Source organism: Candidatus Komeilibacteria bacterium CG_4_10_14_0_2_um_filter_37_10, assembly GCA_002793075.1.
GTDB lineage: Bacteria > Patescibacteriota > Patescibacteriia > UBA1558 > UBA1558 > UM-FILTER-37-10.
The window spans coordinates 1-19,906 of the sequence record PFPO01000015.1; the positions used below are offsets into that span (position 1 = coordinate 1).

The following is a 19,906-nucleotide window of genomic DNA, read 5'->3' on the forward strand; positions in this document are numbered from 1 at the left end:
ATTTTAATATAACCATATCCAGTTTCTGGGTACGTGGGTTTAATAGCTAATAAAATAAAATTATCTGGATGTCGGCGAACTAATAATTCGCCTTTTCTTAAATATGAAAAATATAAATTTTCTTCTTTGATATAGTGATCAGTATTAACCGTGACCATAATACTATGAGGATCTTGACGATAAAGAAAAGTTGCTGCCAAACCAATTGCTGCAGCTGTATCTTTTTTACAAGGCTCAATAATCAAATTTTCTTTCAATAATAACGGTAGTTGTTGCCGGACACTCTGCTGATAATTAACAGTGGTCACAACAAAAATATTTTGTCGTCCAATCTTTTTTCTGAGACGACGATAAGTATCTTGTAATAATGTATGCTTACCTAATAAAGATTGATTTTGTTTTGGTTGTTGTCGCCGCGATATTGGCCACAATCGTGTACCAGTACCACCGGCCAAAATTACTGCTTTCATCATAATAGCAATATTTTATCATAAAGCAGTAATAAAATACATTATCAACAATTAGTAAAAAAATAATAAAATCTATTGACTTTTTCCGTTAAATGTGATATTATATAAGTATAATAAAGTTTTTTCGACTAATTTCGTAAAATGAAACAATTGACGAGGGCCAATCTAATAGCATTTTTTGCTATATTTTCTGTAAGCTGTTTTAGTTTACTTTTTTTAATATCTCCGCTCTATAGTAAAAGTACTGATCTGCTTGATCAACAACCAGAACCATTAGCCATAGCCGCTCTTACTAACAAAGTACGGGAAGTCAAAGAGCTGCCACCTTTAACCTGGAATGATAAGTTAGCCCAAGCTGCTCGGCACAAAGCGCAGGACTTGAATAATAATAATTATTTTTCTCACACCTCACCAGCGGGCAGACAATTTACTCGTTGGATTGATGAAGTTGATTATGATTATCAAATTATCGGTGAAAATTTAGCTGCTGATTATCAAACGAATCGTGACATGATGAAAGCCTGGATGGATTCAGCTACTCACCGAGAAAATATTCTTAATGCTAAATATCGAGAAATAGGTGTCGCCGTGATTATGGGTAACTTAAACGGTCGGGAACAATTAATTATTGTACAAATATTTGGTACTCCGAAAAAATTAATTATCTCCGAATCATTTTCCGGCTATAACAATTTTCCTTACCACAACACCACAGCTACTGTATAAAATCAATAAAGTATTAATGTTAAAATCATTAATGCTGCTAAACTCAAGCGGTACCAGGCAAATACAACCAAAGAAGATTTACTCAAATAGTTCAACAAAAATTTAATAAACAAAAAAGAAAAACAAAAAGTAATGAACAGTCCAATCATCAACATTATTAAAGTTCTCATCTCTATTCCTTGGCTCGCGATTGTTAATATCCCCTTAACTGCCGCGCCAGTTAAAATTGGTATCGCTAATAAAAACGAATAACGGGCAGCTTCCTTACGGGTTAACTGACAAGACATGCCCGCAATAATAGTCACGCCACTACGTGAAGTACCGGGAATAAAAGCGAAGCACTGCGCCAAACCAATTAATATCGACTGTCGCCAAGATAATTGCTCAACAACATTTCGCTGTTGACTTTTTTTTTCTATGAAAAAAAATAACAAACTGATAATAATCAACATGGCTACTACCAACCATACCGAACGTAAATAATTTTTAATCCAATCCTCAGCCAGATAACCAGTTGCCGCTGCTGGTATCGTTGCTACTATCAATTTGCTGACAAGTATTCGCGTTGGGGAATTAAACATACTTTTCTTCCTAATAACTTGTATTAACATTTTTTTCAGATCGTGACGAAAATAAATAACAATAGCTATCAAGGAACCAGCGTGCATCATTGCATCCCAATAAAAATCATCGGGGCGGGAAACAAATAACAAGTGCCAAAAAAACAAATGACCAGAGCTGGAGACCGGTAAAAATTCGGTGGCACTCTGGATCAAACTACTAATAATGAGATATAATAGATCAAGAAACATAATTATTATTTTTACTCCAATGTATTATTTAATTCCCCTCAGCCTACTAATTGTAGCTCAAATCCTAAAATTAATTATAGAAAGTTATCGCGGACAGTTTTCTTGGAATCATTTATTAAGTAATGGCGGGATGCCTTCCAGTCACATCGCCATGCTTTCCTCGATCACAACTCTCATCGCCTTAGTTAATGGCTTTAATAACCCACTTTTTGCCTTAGCTGCCGCCTTGACCATTGTCGTTGCTTGGGATGCCGTACATACTCGTTATCAAATAGGCTATCAAGGAAAAATAATCAATCGTTTAATTAAGGAATTACCCGATCAAAAAGAATTTCAATATCCTCTACTCACTGAGCGTGTTGGCCATACCCCGCTAGAAGTACTAGCTGGTTTTGTGCTCGGGGTTGTCTTAACACCCATCCTCCTCTATCTGATTACATTTTAAATTAAACTCTGGCCGGACATTTGCTCCGGCTTTTTTAAACCCATAACCTTGAGAATGGTTGGTGCGATATCGGACAATTTTCCTCGTTGCTCAAAGGTGTGTAAATTATCTTTTTTTAAACCCTGATAAATAGTTTTGCCTTTTAACTCGTTACTAATAATATAACACGGTACTAAGTTCAAAGAGTGCTCTTTGCTAATCTGTTGTCGTGCCAAATCATAAGTTTGTTCGGCATTACCATGATCAGCGGTAATAATAGTCAGACCATCCAATTTTAAAATTTCTTCAACCAGCGAACCAACAACTTCATCCAAACAAGCAATAGCTTCAACGATGGCGGAAAATTTTCCCGTATGACCAACCATATCAGCGTTAGCAAAATTAACAACAATAAAATCATACTGTTCTTTTTTGATCGCTATTTTAACTTTTTTGCCTATTTCATCAGCACTCATTCTCGGTACCATATCATAACTGGCAACGCGAGGTGAGGAAATTAAAATCCGATCTTCACCAACTACTTCTTTTTCTACTCGACCATTAAAAAAGTACGTGACATGAACATACTTCTCGGTTTCTGCTACATGCAACTGACGCCAACCTGCTTGGGCAATTAAGCTGGCTAAAGACACAATTTCTTGATGATGACTAAAAGCAATCTCTACAGGTAAATCATTCTCATATTCTGTCATCGTCACAAAGTATAAGTCAGGAATATATTTTCGCTCTAGCAGTTCCGAAAAAGTTGGCAACGTAAAAGCTTTCGTTAGTTGCCGACCACGATCAGGACGAAAATTGAAAAAAATGATAGCATCATGTTCTTGAACTAAAGCCACTGGCTGACCATCGGGTCGGTTAATAACGATCGGGTCACACTCTTCATCATAAACTCCTCGTTGATATGAGTTTTGTACCGCCACTACGGGATCGTGCTCAAAGTATTTGGCTTGTCCCCTGGTCAATGCCTGATAAGCCTGACCAGTCCTTTCCCAATGATTATCGCGATCCATGGCATAATAACGACCACAAATAGAAGCAATTTGCCCACAACCTAGTTGGTTAATTTTATCTTGTACTTGTTGTACGTACTCCACGCCACTATTATAGGGTGTGTCACGGCCATCTAAAAACGCGTGAATAAATACTTGTGTCAAATTATTTTGTTTAGCTAATTCCAACAAAGCAAACAAATGAGCAAGATTACTATGAACGCCAGCATCTGATATTAGTCCCATTAAATGCAATTGGCTTTTATTTTTTTTCGCCCAATTTACAGCTGCTAATAATTGCTCATTAGCAAAAAAACTCTTGTCAATAATAGACTGATTGATTAACGGTAAGTTTTGTAGTAAAACTTGTCCACTGCCCATGGTCAAATGACCAACCTCAGAACTACCGATAATACCCTCTGGTAAACCAACGGCCAAACCACTAGCCGCTAGATTCACCACTGGATACTGTGCAACATAGCTATCCATATTGGGTGTCTGAGCTACAGTAATCGCGTTAGTAGCGCTTGGTGCTGCAACGCCCCAACCGTCTAAAATAATTAAAACAACGGGTTTTGGTCTAGAATCAAACATTTTGTGATAATAAATATTCTTCAATCTTTGTTAAACGATTATATTTCGCTACTCTTTCACCGCGACAAGGAGCTCCTAATTTAATATATTGAGCTTGAACAGCAACGGCCAAATCACTAATAAAATCATCCGTTGTTTCGCCACTACGATGTGAAATGACAATTTGATAGTTATTTTGTTGAGCTAATTTAATAACCGCGATAGTTTGCGAGACGGTGCCGATTTGATTGGGTTTTACCAAAATAGCATTGGCAGCCTGACGCTCAATGCCCAATTGTAAACGATCAGTATTAGTAGTGAATAGATCATCACCGATTAATAACAAATTTTTATCCTTTGCTAATAATTGTTTAGTCATTTGCTGCCAACCACTCCAGTCATCTTCAGCTAGGCCATCTTCAATAGCTGCTAATTTATATTTCTGCAACCATTGGCCATAAAGCTCAATCATTTGTTGAGCTGTTAATTTCTCTGTTGTATTAACACCATATTGATTGCTTGACTCAGTAAAAAAAGTTGAAGATCCAGCGTCTAAACCCAATTCCACGTCGCGATGTAACTGATATCCGGAATTATTAATAGCGGCAATGAGTAATGACCAAACCTCCTCAACATCAGTAATGGCTGGTGCGAAACCACCTTCATCACCAACGTTAGTATTGTAACCAACTTGCTTTAAATCTTTTTTCAACTGTTGATATATCTCCACTACCATTTGTTGATTATTACTAAATGATTCACTCAAGGGAATTAACCAAAATTCTTGCCAAACCAATTTAGCGTCGGCATGTTGTCCGGCATTAATGACATTAACTAACGGTTTTGGTAAGTGCTCAACTTTAGGAAATCCATAATAATCATTCAACCAAACAAACAACTCTTGATGAGAAAGACGGGCTGCCAAACGAGCTACTGCTAAAGAAATACCGAGGGTGGCATTGGCGGCTGCTTTTTTCTGCTGATAAGCATCGATTAATATTTGATCAATCTCCTTCAGCTCTAAAACTGCCAAACCAACTATCTCTTGCCCAAGTACCTCCACTTGAGCAATTGCTCGATTAACACCCTTACCACAATAAGAATGCTCATTATCTCGTAATTCCAGTGCTTCGTGTGTGCCAGTAGAAGCGCCCGATGGAACTTGGGCACAAGCGCTCTCACCACTACTGTCCCAAACACACACTTCTAGTGTTGGCCAGCCACGGGAATCAAGAATTTGCCGAGCTTTTATCTGCGTAATTTTTTTAGTAAACATAAAATAATTATCTATTTAACTTATTAATGATAGGTAAACTTCCTTGCTCTAAGTATTTTAGCATAGCTCCACCACCAGTGGAAACAAAATAAAAATATTTCTCCAAATTCAGTTCTCTGATCACTTGGACTGTTTCGCCGCCACCTACTATCTGTTTAGCTGAACAACTAGCGATCCGTAAAGCTAATTCCTTAGTCGCTCTCGCGCTTGGCTTCTCTTCGATGAGCCCTAGTGGTCCGTTCCAGACAATCAATTTTGCCTGCTGCAATATCTTACTATAATAATCAATCGTCGCTGGACCTAAGTCAACAATTTTATCATGATCACCAACTTGATTATTATTAACCAAAATATATTCTCCGTGACGTTGCACTAATAAATCAATTGGCAAAATTAGTTTCGCCTTATTAATCTTTCGGCAAACTGCATACATTTTGGGCTCAGTAATTGATTGGCCAATTTTCTGACCCAGGGCAGCTAAATAGGTATTAGCTAATCCCCCACCCAATAAAACATAATCAGCTTTATAAATAATTTTTTTTAATAAGGCCAATTTAGTAGAAACTTTGGCACCACCAATGACCGCTACTAATTTCTTAGGATGATTCAATAACAAATTTAAATTCTTTATTTCTGCAAAAAATTGAAATCCACCGTAGGTGGGTAAATAATCGGGTAATAAATAAATTGAGGTATCGTGACGATGACCAGAAGCAAAAGCCTCAAACACTAAATAGTCTGCCTGACTGGCTAATTCTTTAGCAAACTCCCGACTACCTTTTTTCTCTCGTGAATCAAAGCGGATATTTTCCAATAGCACGATCTTATCGCTTTGATTGTTATAATCTGAAATTGTTTTTATTAGCTTAACTGGTTTTCCTAATAACTTAGCTAATAATCTAGCCACTGGTAATAGTGATAATTCTTTGGTTGGTTTTGTCGGATTACCCAGATGCGAAATTAAAACAATTCTGGCACCGGCTTTTAATAAATAATTGATCGTTGGCAAGGATTTGATAATCTTAAAATCATCTAGAATCTTTCCCCGATAAAGGGGAACATTAAAATCAATAGTAACAAAAACTGTTTTATTACGGATATTTTTCAATTTTTCAATACTTTTAATAGCCATCAATTTAATTATTAGTTATTTATATTAAATGTGGATTAGTTTGCCAATCCAAACCACTAAATACTGGACCGTCCTGACATACGTACACTTTATTAATTGCGCAGTGCTGACAAAGACCCACGCCACAACACATTCTCCTTTCCAGAGAAAAGAAAATATTACTGAACGTTAAACCACGAGCAACTAATAATTTAACCGTTTCCCGAATCATTATTGGTGGACCAACAATCCAAGCTAAGGCATCGTGTTGGAAGTGTTCTTTGATTAGTAAATCAGTAACCAAGCCTTGGGGTGCTTCTTGCTCAGTAATCAGATGAAAACTTTTTTGCTTATTTTGCCATTTAGGATATTCGTCTTTAAATAAAGAATTATCCTTATTACGACAACCATAAAATATTTTAATCTGGCCGGGATAATGGATTATTTTCGTTTCTTGCAAGATTCCACGTAACGGTATAAAACCACAGCCACCGCCGATTAGTAGTAAATTTTGACCTTTTAATTGATCCATCGGCCAACCGTGCCCAAATGGTCCGCGCCAGTAAACTTTTTCACCGCTGCGTAATTGAACTAATTTGTCAGTTAAGTTACCCACTCGCCGAATAGCAACTTGCCATTTTTTTCCTGCTTGACTGCTAGAACAAATACTAAAAGCCGCTTCATTGCTTCCTGGTAAACCCAATAAAACAAATTGCCCCGGCTGAAATATAAGTTTTTGACCGAACATCCAAGAACCAGATCGCAAGGTTAATAAAAAAGTATCAGTACTTAACTGCTCATTTTTAATAACAGTAGCTGATTGTACGTGATACTTAATCATGGTGATTATTTTGATAATTAGCTTTTAACCTTTGCCAAATCTGAATAATGTTTATATCTACTGGACATACTTGATGACAACGCAGGCAACTAACACAACCTGGCATCTGGTATCGCTCGGGAATACGACTAAATTTATGTTCATACCAAAAACGTATTTTTTCGCTACTGGTTGCTAAAAAATTATGATCCCCTGCTACCCGAGCAAAATCTTTTTGAAAACAATCACTAGAGCATCTGGTTCTAATTACCTTACTATTTTCTGACTGATCTTTAAGTTCAAAACAAAAACAAGTGGGACAAACTGCTGTACACTTACCGCAGGCAGTACAAGTCTTCCCAAGTTCTAACCAAATTGGATCATCCAATGACTGCTCAATTATTTTTTGGTTCTTTAACATGATTTGATCTGGTCCTTTTTCTTTAACCATCCCCGCAAATTTAATCCTTTCACTGAACAAAATACCAGCCGCTCGAACAATTCTTTGACCTAAGGCTGAACCAGTATAAATTTTAAATTGATCAATGTTATCCTTTTCTAAAAAAATATCAAAAGGTATATGCTCTAAAATATTATCAATCTTTTCCATATGAAACTGCTCGTAATCCAGTTCAGCAGCCGGTGCACCGACGGAATAGCCTATTAGCAAACTATTCTTTCTTCTTTTCTGATAGTAAATATCGTCAGTAAATATCAAGTCTGTTAACCCGACAGCTTGCAAATCTAAAATATTCAGACACCATAAGGCAACTTTATCAGTCAATTGTGAACTTAGTTGCCACCTACCATTCCGAAAATAAAAAAGACTTTCCTGTTCTGACAAAAAAAATCTTTTGTATGATTCAATGGGTATTTTTCCTGAATAATCAGCTTCCGTAGCTACTTTTAATTGCTTAATATTAATAACTCCATCACTTTCCTTTACTGGTCCAAATATCTTATATTTTTTAAGTAGATATTTAAATAATTTAAGCACTTCCTGATTCTGCATATGGGCCAATTATAATAAAAAAGTGGTGATTTGTAAATTCACTACTTAGCAATACTATACTGCCGAGCCGGCTGAAGTTGCTGAATGATACTGTTTCTTTCCCCCATACTGCGAGCATGCAAAACAACTATGATCCGCTCTTTTTTCTTAATACTCACATTACGTTGTGCTTCCACCAAGAAACCCGTCTTAGCTCCTACTGGTTCAAATTGAAGTAAGCTGTAATTGCGATTAATTACCTTGATTATTCTATTTTTGTTAATAGTCCTGATATTATAATTTTTAATCACGCTGGTATTGGCTATAGTTGACCGCTCAAATGCTACTTGAGCAATGACAGCCATTTCTCTGGCAGTACTAACATTCCGAACATCTAAACCAGCAAATTCTGAAAATTTTGTTTTTACTAATTCTAATTGCTCAGCTTTAGCATTCATCTGCCGAACAAAATCTTTTTTGGTTAAACCACTCGTCCGTACCAAAATAGCTGCGGCTTGATTGGAAGACGCGACTAACATGGCCACCCACAAATCCTCTTTTTTGATCTGATCACCAACTCGCAAATCAACTTCACTACTTGTATCCTCACCAATTTGCGATTTGGGATAGTCCAAATCCTCTTGTTGAACTACTACTGGCTCTGACCAGTCTGGTTTAGTATCTAACAAAACTAAAGCCGTCATCAATTTAGTTAATGAAGCTAAGGGCAAAACCAAATCAGCATTACTTTTTTTTAGTACTTTGTTATTTTCTAAACTGGCATAAGCCACACCGCTAAAAACAGTATCGGGATACAGTTGCCAATTGTTCATAGAATAGCGATTAATTATCGCCGTCTTTACTGGTTTACCATTAGTTACTAATAAGGTATTAACGTCCTTAGCTGTCTTAACAGCAAATTTCTTTTTGGCTAAACTAACAAAGTAATAATCCTGGCCAACTTTTGTAAATTGACCGGCGTATTTTTTATAATTTAACCAATTTTTAACACTAATCGTGGTGGCAATTTTTTTTACCGTATCCAATATTTCTAAACTGTTGGGTAAATAATATCTTTGACTGTCTTTAATATACCAAGCTTGACCATAACTATCTTGCTGTAACAAAATCTGTCCACGATAGTCAATGGCCTTGGTCGCTGTTTGCGCAACTACAAAACTAGGAAGTAATAAAAAAAATAGGATAGTAATTATTCCTGTTTTTTGTATCATAGAAAAATGGTTATTGGTATTAATTAGTTATTTTTTGGATAAATTGATCTATCTGTTCTTCGGTTAAATCAATTTGACCAACTTTGCTATCGGAGTGAAATTGTAAACTGCCCTGATACTGACACTCAGACCAACGACAAACTCCCTGCAACCAACTTTCAATACTACTCCAGGAATGTTCATCGGCCATACCGTGAGCAATTAACGCCATTTTTTTACCAGACCAATAATTTCGATCTTCGTGACACCAAAATACTATCCGATCAAAAAAGGTTTTTAATAATGGCGTTATTGCATCACAGTAAGTTGGTGTCGTAATGATATATAGATCATAGTCTCGTAAAGTCGGCTCTATTTCCAAAGCAAATTGATCCAAAATATGAGGACAAGGTAATAAATTAGCACAATCCTCGCAACCATCAGGGTATTTCATTTCAATATCACGCAATATCAATTGCCGATATTCTATATTTAGAGATTCTAGTTTAACCACAACCCTAGCTAATACCAAATCGGTATTACCTGCTCGATGCGATCCGTTAACTAATAATATTTTCATAAACTTGATTGATATAATATTAAATACAGTGAATTATTTACGAAGCATTGTTTTTAAACAAATCTACATTAAACACAAACATACAGTTTCTAATTTAAAGGCAAATCGTTACCCAACCCCTTGCAAGAATCCGAATCAGTTATATTAACCCTAACATATTATACAAATTATTCATTATAAAAACAAAATCCCCTTACTTTCTTTGAAAGCAAGGGGAAGGCTTTTAGCCAAAGGCTGAAAAAACAATAATTAAGGAGCTACGACACGCGCGCGCAAGTGAGGAGCAGCAGCTCCAGAACCGCACCAATCCACCCGTAATTCACCGCCGCGCCAGCGAACATAAGGCACTTTGTCACTAGAGTATCGCGAACCAGCGCATAGAGTCGAGTTATTAATATCTAAATGCTCACCAGTTTCATCATAGTATTTCAGCTCATAAATCAATCGTTCCCTTAAAGTAATAGCGTTAATACTTCGAACTTCAAGCTGATCGGCTGAAATGTCTTTCCATTCCGCATCTGCTTCTACTCGCTCACAGAAGCGAAAAGCATAAGCCTCGCCTACGGTGCGGACGTTTTACTTGACTGTCATATCCAAATCTTCATTGTAAAAACATACTGTAAAATACTTACGCATGACTTTGATAATACTTGCAATATTTAAACCCTGGGAAATGAAAATTATTCTTTCATAGCCACCAGGGTCATCGGGAATGAAAACTTCTGAAAAATCTACATTCATACGAAAGTATTTTCTGTAGAATTCTTGCCATTCCTGCTGAATAGTATCAACAGCAAAGGGATTACGGTGTTCAGCCAAGGCACGGAAATGACCCAATGTTAAGGATCCATCATCAATCTGACGATAAACGTCTTTTAGCACGCCAGACCAATCCGACATACTACCAACCACTGATTTTTTCATGGCTAGTTCCTTTCTTTTTGTTATTAATTGACAAAGAACCATTCTTTATCTTAATTGATCATCTTATACTAAATTTAATATTTTGTCAATGATATGTACTAAAAAATAGCTACCATTAGTTATTTTAAAATATGATTTAATAGACGCGTTTGAATCCTTAATAAAATATAATGTCCTAACTTCTAATCTGAGCACACTTGATCATTCTACCGCCCGATGCGATATATTAACAGAAAATCTTCACTTGGTCTGATACCGCCTCGGGCGGGAGAAGAAAAGTGAAGATTTTAGAGGAATAATTTATTGAACGGCGGAGTGGATCGAGCTAGACTCGATACACGCAACTGTGAGATAAATTTAGTCTTGATAAATTAAACTTCAAACTATTAGTATTCATAAATAAAAATACACTTGGGCCGAATCCAGCCAAAGGCTGAATGAGGTTAAGTGTATTTTTAAGAGGAATCCCGCTGTTATAAATGATTAAATAAAAACATTCACTTGGTCTGAATCAAAGGTACTTTGATGAAGAAAAGTGAATGTTTTAAAAGGAATCCCGCTTCTCGCGAGAGGCGGGATGACGTGGTTCGGGAGCAGGGATTCGAACCCCAATTGACAGATCCAGAATCTGTAGTCCTACCATTAGACGACTCCCGAATGAATAAACTTACTATCAAACAACTAACTATATTAAAATTTATAATCGTCAATTACTTAGTCCCGCCATGAATAGGGCGGGGCCATTAGACGACTCCCGAATAAATCTATACTATATTAACTGAATGCTTCAGCTACGTCAACACTATCACTGCTATCCGAACTGACCGAATTATTAATTTCTGCTGCCCAAGCCTCTCTTTGTTCATATTCTTGATCAACGATAGGTCGCCAGATAATATCTTCGTTAAATATTTTCTTTAATGCAACTTCAATCAAATTTTGATTATGAATATTAGACATTGCTTCCTGATGAAAAGAGTATTGAAAACCCACTATTAGCTCATTATCAACCAATTTAATAGGATGACAAATTTGCGCTATTGCCGATAAAGAGTGATTATATTTTTTTAATTCCGCTAAAAATTCTGGCCATTTACCGGGTAAGTCCTGCCAACTAATATTGATCTTTTTTTTGGTAATTTCCTCCGTAGGTATTACCTGATCCATTGGTTTCGGTATGCTGGTTGCCGTGGTATTAGTTGTAGTTTTATGGATAGTTATATTCTGGTCACTGGGTAAATAATCATTTTTTATTTCCTCTTTACTTGGTAGCACTTTTTCCGGCGTCAGTGGACTGCTAATAGCTAACGGCGCTGCTGATAAATGACTTTGACAAATAATTACAAAAGCTAACTCAATCGGTAATTGCGGTATGACGGAAAACTTAATTTGTCCAAACTTTTCTAATAATGTATCGAGCATCAATAAAATATTGGCTAATTCTGTTTTATTAACCTGCTCGCGTAAAATTTTCAAATAAACTTTATCCAAATCATATCTTAATTTATCCTGATTACTATTTAATTTCAATAATAAACCCTGGCGCAAATAATCAATCATTTCTTTGACTAATTGTACCAGATCAATTCCTTCATCAATACTTTTATTTAATAATTCAATAGCCGGTGCTGCTTGCTGTTTGCATAAATAAGCAACCAATTCACTGATCACTGATAAATCAGAGCGGGGCAAGATCAAAGATGCCTGATCAAGACTAACCTTATTTTCGCTCAAAGAGAGCACTTGACCCAATAAACTCAAAGCATCACGAGCACCACCTTCGGCTTGTTTGGCAATTAATTTTAGTACTGCTTGATCATATTCCACTTTTTCTTGCTGGCATACTATTGCTAACCACTGTTCTAAGTCGTCGACGCCAATGCGATGAAAGTCAAAACGCTGACACCGGGAAATAATTGTTTCTGGTACTTTATGTATTTCCGTGGTAGCCAAAATAAAAATAACCTTCGCCGGTGGTTCTTCCAGTGTCTTGAGTAGCGCATTAAAGGAAGATGCTGAAAGCATGTGCACCTCGTCAATAATAAATATTTTAGTTCGCCCGGCGCTTGCTGATACCCGCGCAGCAGCAATAATATTCTCTCGTGTCTGTTCAACTTTGGTTTGTGAAGCAGCGTCAATCTCTACTAGGTCTAAAAATTTATTTTGATTAACTTCCAAACAATTACTACATTCATTACATGGTTCAAATTGTTCAGCTGGACGTTGCGAGCAATTGATCGCTTTAGCTAAAATACGAGCAATCGTGGTCTTACCAACACCTCGTGGTCCAGTAAACAAATAAGCATGAGCTAACTTGTTGGTTACTAGCTCATTCTGTAAAGTAATTTTTATATGATTTTGATCGACAATATCGGAAAATTTTAGCGGTCGATATTTGTTATACAAAGTAGTGGATGCTGACATAATTTATATTAATAACAAGCTCATTATAGCGAATAAGGGAGAAAATTAAAAGCCCTGACTAATAAAGACGTAAGTCAGGGCAAAATATCCAGCAAACGTTTAAAAACTAGAACTAGCTTTAATAATATTTTCGATAGCCGCCCATTTACTATCAATATCTTTAGGTACCAGAATTACAACTTCATCACCCTCAGCACCATGAAAATAAGTTACCGCCGCTAGGATTACCCGAAAGATACGATTACCGATCATGACACCAAAATTTTCTTCATCGTCTTTAACTAATTTACCTACTTTGCGTTCACGATCAACTGGTCCAATCTGCTTGTAAACAAATGTTCCATCACCTAAAATTCGTAACTTCAAAATATCACCTTCAACTAATTTCGATTTAGAAATATAGTTAGCTGGGATCGAATATCTTTTGCCATCGGGTCCAATCATTTGCTGACCGTCAAAAACGCCTTCAATCGTTTTACCTTCTTCGTCTTCTTCGGTTTTTAAATCTTTCAGTCGTCCATGTAAGTTGATGCCGCCACCACTAACCAAACCGCTTTTGGCTAACTCTAATTTAACACGTGAAATTTCTTCTTCAATTTTTTCTAAAGTTAATTGAATGCCATTAACCAATCCCTGATCGATCTCCTTTTTATTCTCATCATTTAATGATTCCTCGTCCATAAATTTTGTTTTATTTTACTTTTTATTTTAGCTATTTCTTCTTTACTTTATTATTATAACCGATTATTCACAAAAAAAGAAGACACAAACTGAGCAATAATAACAAAAAAACTAATTTTTTAGACAAATTAGCTTTCTTTATAAACACTTTAAACAGATGCTTATCAACAATTAGTGCACTTCCTTCTTCAACATTTCCTCCCAATTGGATGCACCGACCAGCGCTTTGCGGTCATTAATCTCTTTTTCAATCTCCGTTATATTGCGACCATACTTCAAACGCGATAACTCAATTACCGCTTCTTGCATGGTGATGCTACCGGCTGGTTCGCGCGTTACTGCGATGTTAAAAGATGGTGGATTAGCATTATCAATTAATAGTTTAATGTAAGCAGTGAAGGAAGGAATATTAACTACATCAAATTCGTCAAAAGTTGGTGCAAACTGTTTAGCAAATATTTCTGCATCCTCAACGCCAATGCGAAAAGCAACCATGGTGCCCGCATTACCAAATACCGCATCCCTAATTGATGTGTTATTGTTTTTTACTAACTGACCTAAATATTGGTGCGCGACAGCTAAGTTTAATTTATACTTTCTTGCTTCGGATAAAATTACAGCGATACTATCCGTAGTAAAATTTTGAAATTCATCAATGTACAAATAAAAGTCTTTTCGTTTTTCTTCGGGTATATCAACACGTGATAGAGTGGTTAAAAGTAATTTACCGACAACAATCATGCCCAATAAACTACTATTAATATCACCAAGTTTGCCTTTACTTAAATTAACAATTAAAATCTTCCCCTCATTCATAATCTGCTTAAAATCAATACTACTCTTTTGCTGAGAAATAATTGGTCGCATAATATCATTGGCAATGAAGGGGGTTAATTTGCTAGTAATATAAGGCACCATGTTGGCCAAAGCTGCCTCACCACCCGCTTTTTCAGCTTCTTTTTCCCAGAATTCTTTAACGGTAATATTTTGACATTTGCTCAACTTATATCGTCTAAATTTCTCATCAGCCAAAACTCTGGGTACCTCCATGATAGTCATGCCCGATTCCGGATCTTCCATAATCAAAAGTAAGGCATTGCGCATATACTGTTCAAAGATGGGACCGCCCGTTGCCTTCAAATCATAAAGTTTATCAAAAATACTAAGTAGTTCATTAACCACAAATGTTTTTTGTTCGGGGGTATCGTGCTCTAACATATTTAAAGACATCGGTCTTTCTGTATCAACCGGATTAAAATAGACAACGTCATCAACACGACTTTTTGGCACATTTTTCAACATATCCAAAGCAAACTCGCCATGAGGATCAATAATGCAACACCCTTCATTGTTTTGCATATCTTGAATCATCATATTCTTCATGATCGTAGATTTACCAGTACCAGTTTGACCGATGATATAAACATGACGCCGCCGATCAGATTTTTTCAAACGAACTTCTTTTTTCACGCCACGATAATTACTATAACCCAAAATAACGCCTTCTTGGGGTAAGCTAACAGGTGGCGCAGCTTTGCGTGCTTTTAACCAATCAATATTCGGAGTTTCATTATTAGGTAGTGGCATATGCCACAAGCTAACCATTTCTTCAGTATTCAGAATTAAAGCATAGGTATGATAAAATGCTCGGTAGATGGCTTGCTTCACAACCTTTTCCAGCCTTTTAGGGCTATTAGTAACAATAGCTTTTAAACTATTGCCAAATTGATAAATGCTATACTGAGAAAAACAATTAATTAAATCAGCTAACCGACTACTAGCTTCGGAAATGGTCGGTGAAGAAACAACGATTCTAATATTAACTTCAAGTCCTGCTTTACTGTTTTTTTCATCAATGCCCTTGATCATTTCCAATTCCATTTGTGATAGTTGTCTTGGCGCGACCGGTGTCTCCGGCTTTTTGTCATTAGTCTTAAAAAACATTGAGACAAACTTAACGACCTTGGTAATCTTGGAGCCCAAGCCAACAGCTGACAAAGCTTCACCTAATTTTTTGCCTTGTTGTAACTCGGAAGCAACTTTACCTGATTTATAATGCCAATTACCCTTGGCGGAACGCACAACGAATTGAATCATGACCCCTTCTTCAGTGCTGACCTTACTCAAAGTATTGGTAATAATACTTACTGGATCAGTATCTAAAGTTTTATAGGTCTTTAACGGAAAAATAAACTCTCTTTTTAAACATATTGTCGCTGCAGCGACTTGGCTTTGCGGTTTAAAAATATTATAATCCTGCACCTCTTCTAAACTTAAATGCGGATAAGCGGAATGTAGTTGATATTCAATAAACTCTTTGTTCTTTTCTGGTACAGCGACATAAAAACTGATCAAACCATTCTGCGATACTGTTTCAAAAGAAAAATTATCGGTGCGGCCAAACAACCAGGCCAAAAGTCCGCGCTGTGCCTTTAAACCACCAATCGCCGAAAAAATATTTTCCGCTACTGCAATATCCTCTTTTAATTCTTCCACGCGGATATTGGATCCGTCTTTTTTTCTAATCTTCGGAATATTAACTTTATAAACTAAATTGCGCCATTCGGGAGATGAGTAATGCCAAGTTCGCAAAAAAATACGAGCTACTAAAAGCAAAATATACAAAAATAATAAAATACCTAATACTAAAATAAGATATTCCAAAAAGCTCCAATCAACAGCGGCGGTGTTGAGGTTGGGTGCTAAGGGATTGTTATAAATATCATAGTTTGACATAATTAATCTTTGTGATCAGCGTGACCGGAACTTACTAAAATCTTATCGGCCTTAATCTTCGCCGATTGCTCAATAAAAAATTTATTGAATCCCGGCACTAATTTTAACCACGAAGTAATTAACTTGATTACTTGGCTAATTTTAATTTTAGTTCGACTTAAAACAGAACTAATTTGTTTGGCTGTTTCTTCGCCCTTTTGACGAAACTGTGTTTTTTGTTGGGGATCTAAGTGTTGATAAAAATCACCAAGATCTTCCGCAAGAATATTCTCAATTTGTTCCAGTAATTGTTCGTCAGGAACTTTTGTCTGAGCTAACGGAACAGTAATCGTTGGCGCATTAGAAATGTCAATTACCGGCTGCTCAACTTTAGTCTGTTGAACGGAAGATTGCTCGGTCTTGATTTCCTTTGACGTTAGTTTGTTTTTTTCCTTTAACGGTACTGGCCTACTGATCTTTTCAACTGGGTTAATTATTTTATTATCCATGGTGTAATTATACAAAATTTAGCAGTATATTGAAAGAGTTAGTCCATTAATTATTATAACAATAAATGAATGATTAGATGATCTGGGATAATTATGTTATAATTTACTACAATGAACAACGAATATCAAATTATTCATACCCCACGCTTAACCTGGATTAATTTCAATCATTTTGGTCCAGCGGAAGCTGAATATCTCAAAGAAAAATATAATTTCCACCCTCTGGATATTGAAGACTGTATTTCGCCATCCCAAAGACCAAAATTAGATGAATACGCTAACTACCTATTTATGCTTTTAACATTTCCCCTATACGTTCGGGAGGAACGTGAGATCATTTCCGCGGAAATTAATTTTTTTATCGGCCCAGAATATTTAATAACAGTTAACAAAGACGAACTTAAACCAATAAATAATTTTTTTGAACAGTGTCAATTAAACAATGTCGTCAGAGAAAAATTTATGATGGGTAACTCCACTAAATTATTGTACGAAATACTCAATCGCTTACAAAATTATTGTTACCCCATGCTCGATCATATTAGTACTGACATTGAGACCATCGAAAAAAATATCTTTAAGGGTTATGAAAGAAGTATGGTCAAAGAAATTTTAATTGTCCGTCAAAATATTGTTAATTTTCGCAAAACCATGCAAGCACATGGCGCCGTACTCAAAAAGCTAATAGCTAAAAAAACTAAATACTTTATTCCCAATAGCATTGAAATGTACTATGCCAATATTTTGGAACAGACGAGTGATATTTGGGATATTCTGAATAATCAAAAAGAAACGATTGAGGCGCTACATAATACCAATGAATCATTAATTTCCTTTCGACTAAACGATATCATGAAATTACTCACTATTATGTCAGTAATTATTATTCCTGGTAATCTCATTGCTTCACTCTTTGGCATGAACACTGTATTTACCCCTCTCGTGCATCATCCGAACGGTTTTTTCATTATTGTCTTATCCATGCTACTAATTATGACTTCTCTCATATTGATTTTTAAACGGAAAAAGTGGTTATAAAATAATTAAAGAGAATGTTGATTATCCCACTGATTTATCACGTGGGATTTTAAAACCTTAAACAAGTTAATTTAACTTGAATTTTTCGTTAAATTTAGCTAAAATATTAACATGCCCACAATACAACTATACAATACTTTATCCAGAAAAAAGGAAATCTTTCAGCCGCTCAATGAAAATCAACTAACCTTTTATTCTTGCGGCCCGACGGTTTATAACTATCCACATATCGGCAATTTGCGTGCTTATGTGATGAACGACTTAGTCAAAAGAACTTTTCTCTATAATGACTACCAGGTTAAACATATCATTAATTTAACTGATGTCGGCCATTTAACTTCTGACGCTGATGATGGTGAGGATAAAATAGAAAAAGCTAAACTGCGAGAAAATAAAACTGCTTGGGACATTGCCGCCTTTTATATCAAAGCCTTCCAAGACGACTGTGATTTATTAAATATCATCACACCGACTAAATACGTACGAGCCACGGACTGCATCAAAGAACAATTAGCTGTGGTTAAAATTCTGGATCAAAAAGGCTACCTCTATCAAACTAATGATGGTCTGTATTTAGATACTAGCAAATTAAAACATTATGGCCTGTTAGCCAAACTAGATATTCAAGGACTTAAAGCCGGCGCTAGAATTGAACAAAATCCCGACAAAAAAAATATTACGGACTTTGCTGTTTGGAAATTTTCACCACCAAATTCTCATCGTGATATGGAATGGGATTCGCCCTGGGGTATCGGTTTTCCTGGTTGGCATTTAGAATGCTCAGTGATCTCCAGTCTTAACCTGGGTCAACAATTTGATTTGCACAGTGGAGGCATTGAACATATTCCCGTACATCATACCAATGAAATCGCTCAATCAGAAGCGGCCTATGGTGTCATACCGGCACACTATTGGTTACACATCAATCACCTCAATTTAAAAAGTGGCAAGATGGCTAAATCGTCTGGTACTTTTATCCGCTTACAAGATCTGATAAATAAAAACATTGATCCCCTAGCTTATCGCTACTATTTATTACAAACCCATTATGCGACAGCAATTGTTTATACCGAGGAGGCATTATTGGCCGCACAAACGGGCTTTCATAATCTACAACAAAGAATATCTACCCTGACCGGTAAGGGTAAAATTCTCCCAGATTATAAAAATAAATTTATCGAACTGATCAATAATGATTTTAATTCACCACAAGCCATGGCTTTGGTTTGGGAAATTTTAAAAAATGATAAACTGACTGATGCAGATAAAAAAACAACCATTCTCGATTTTGATCAAGTCTTGGGTCTGAATTTAAAAAAACTTAAACCACTAAAAATTCCCCAAAAAATAAAATTATTGGCCACAAAACGTTGGCAGACGAAACAGAATAAAAACTTTACCCAAGCTGACCAATTGCGTCAACAAATAGAAATCCAGGGTTATTTAATTAACGATAGCGCTGATAGTTATTATATCGTAAAGCAATAATATGCAAAGCTTTTGGCATAAACTTCCTAAACCCATCATTGCTTTGGCGCCAATGGCTGGAATCACTGATTCCAGTTTTCGTTTACTCTGTCGCGAACACGGTGCTGATGTTGTCTATACGGA

The 19,906-nt window shown here is 36.2% G+C and carries 19 protein-coding genes and 1 tRNA gene; 4 read left to right on the forward strand and 16 right to left on the reverse strand.

Features of this window, described 5'->3' with window-relative positions; translation table 11 throughout:
- On the reverse strand, positions 1–470 hold a 470-nt coding region (locus tag COX77_00770), incomplete at its 3' end, for a mannose-1-phosphate guanylyltransferase (GenBank protein ID PIZ99684.1).
- 141 nt (positions 471–611) lie between these two features.
- Here COX77_00770 and COX77_00775 point away from each other — a divergent pair.
- The gene (locus COX77_00775) at positions 612–1,196 is read left to right on the forward strand and encodes a hypothetical protein (protein PIZ99685.1); all 585 of its coding nucleotides are present in this window, start codon (positions 612–614) and stop codon (positions 1,194–1,196) included.
- 2 nt (positions 1,197–1,198) lie between these two features.
- Here the strand turns inward: COX77_00775 and COX77_00780 are convergent, their stop codons facing one another.
- Complete coding sequence (locus COX77_00780; GenBank protein PIZ99686.1) at positions 1,199–2,008, reverse strand: hypothetical protein; 810 nt, start codon at positions 2,006–2,008, stop codon at positions 1,199–1,201.
- Here COX77_00780 and COX77_00785 point away from each other — a divergent pair.
- Positions 1,983–2,453 carry an acid phosphatase gene (locus COX77_00785; GenBank protein PIZ99687.1) on the forward strand — a complete coding sequence of 157 codons (471 nt, stop codon included), beginning with the start codon at positions 1,983–1,985 and terminating at the stop codon, positions 2,451–2,453. The two genes, COX77_00780 and COX77_00785, sit on opposite strands and share 26 nt — an antisense overlap.
- On the opposite strand, the gene COX77_00790 is transcribed toward COX77_00785, so the two are convergent.
- The 14 genes from COX77_00790 to COX77_00855 form a co-directional block, all read right to left on the reverse strand.
- Positions 2,450–4,036, reverse strand: a complete 1,587-nt coding sequence (locus COX77_00790; protein PIZ99702.1) for a 2,3-bisphosphoglycerate-independent phosphoglycerate mutase — start codon at positions 4,034–4,036, stop codon at positions 2,450–2,452. The two genes, COX77_00785 and COX77_00790, sit on opposite strands and share 4 nt — an antisense overlap.
- Positions 4,029–5,291 carry a phosphopyruvate hydratase gene (locus COX77_00795; protein ID PIZ99688.1) on the reverse strand — a complete coding sequence of 421 codons (1,263 nt, stop codon included), beginning with the start codon at positions 5,289–5,291 and terminating at the stop codon, positions 4,029–4,031. The genes COX77_00790 and COX77_00795 overlap by 8 nt, the downstream gene beginning before the upstream one ends.
- A 7-nt stretch (positions 5,292–5,298) precedes the next feature.
- Positions 5,299–6,423 carry a phosphoglycerate kinase gene (gene pgk / locus COX77_00800; GenBank protein ID PIZ99689.1) on the reverse strand — a complete coding sequence of 375 codons (1,125 nt, stop codon included), beginning with the start codon at positions 6,421–6,423 and terminating at the stop codon, positions 5,299–5,301.
- 19 nt (positions 6,424–6,442) lie between these two features.
- On the reverse strand, positions 6,443–7,243 hold the full coding sequence (locus COX77_00805) for a hypothetical protein (GenBank protein PIZ99690.1): 801 nt from the start codon (positions 7,241–7,243) through the stop codon (positions 6,443–6,445).
- Positions 7,236–8,234, reverse strand: a complete 999-nt coding sequence (locus tag COX77_00810; GenBank protein PIZ99691.1) for a hypothetical protein — start codon at positions 8,232–8,234, stop codon at positions 7,236–7,238. The genes COX77_00805 and COX77_00810 overlap by 8 nt, the downstream gene beginning before the upstream one ends.
- Positions 8,235–8,275: 41 nt before the next feature.
- Positions 8,276–9,445: a hypothetical protein gene (locus tag COX77_00815; protein PIZ99692.1), complete on the reverse strand. Its 1,170-nt coding sequence runs from the start codon at positions 9,443–9,445 to the stop codon at positions 8,276–8,278.
- A gap of 19 nt (positions 9,446–9,464) precedes the next feature.
- Positions 9,465–10,004, reverse strand: coding sequence for a hypothetical protein (locus COX77_00820; protein PIZ99693.1), 540 nt, complete (start codon positions 10,002–10,004; stop codon positions 9,465–9,467).
- A 249-nt stretch (positions 10,005–10,253) separates the two neighbouring features.
- The gene (locus tag COX77_00825) at positions 10,254–10,448 is read right to left on the reverse strand and encodes a hypothetical protein (GenBank protein PIZ99694.1); all 195 of its coding nucleotides are present in this window, start codon (positions 10,446–10,448) and stop codon (positions 10,254–10,256) included.
- Between the two features lie 132 nt (positions 10,449–10,580).
- Positions 10,581–10,928: a hypothetical protein gene (locus tag COX77_00830; GenBank protein PIZ99695.1), complete on the reverse strand. Its 348-nt coding sequence runs from the start codon at positions 10,926–10,928 to the stop codon at positions 10,581–10,583.
- A gap of 583 nt (positions 10,929–11,511) precedes the next feature.
- Positions 11,512–11,585: transfer RNA gene (locus COX77_00835), tRNA-Gln, on the reverse strand.
- 117 nt (positions 11,586–11,702) lie between these two features.
- A complete protein-coding gene (locus tag COX77_00840) occupies positions 11,703–13,352 on the reverse strand; it encodes a hypothetical protein (protein PIZ99696.1) in 1,650 nt (549 codons plus the stop codon).
- A 99-nt stretch (positions 13,353–13,451) separates the two neighbouring features.
- Positions 13,452–14,033, reverse strand: coding sequence for a hypothetical protein (locus COX77_00845; GenBank protein ID PIZ99697.1), 582 nt, complete (start codon positions 14,031–14,033; stop codon positions 13,452–13,454).
- A gap of 171 nt (positions 14,034–14,204) precedes the next feature.
- Positions 14,205–16,769, reverse strand: coding sequence for a hypothetical protein (locus tag COX77_00850; GenBank protein PIZ99698.1), 2,565 nt, complete (start codon positions 16,767–16,769; stop codon positions 14,205–14,207).
- A 2-nt stretch (positions 16,770–16,771) separates the two neighbouring features.
- Entirely contained in the window at positions 16,772–17,257 is a 486-nt protein-coding gene (locus COX77_00855; GenBank protein PIZ99699.1) for a hypothetical protein, read from the reverse strand.
- 111 nt (positions 17,258–17,368) lie between these two features.
- On the opposite strand from COX77_00855, the gene COX77_00860 reads away from it, so the two are divergent.
- The gene (locus COX77_00860; GenBank protein PIZ99700.1) at positions 17,369–18,295 is read left to right on the forward strand and encodes a hypothetical protein; all 927 of its coding nucleotides are present in this window, start codon (positions 17,369–17,371) and stop codon (positions 18,293–18,295) included.
- Positions 18,296–18,406: 111 nt separating this feature from the next.
- A complete protein-coding gene (locus tag COX77_00865; protein PIZ99701.1) occupies positions 18,407–19,783 on the forward strand; it encodes a cysteine--tRNA ligase in 1,377 nt (458 codons plus the stop codon).
- Positions 19,784–19,906: the final 123 nt, after the last annotated feature.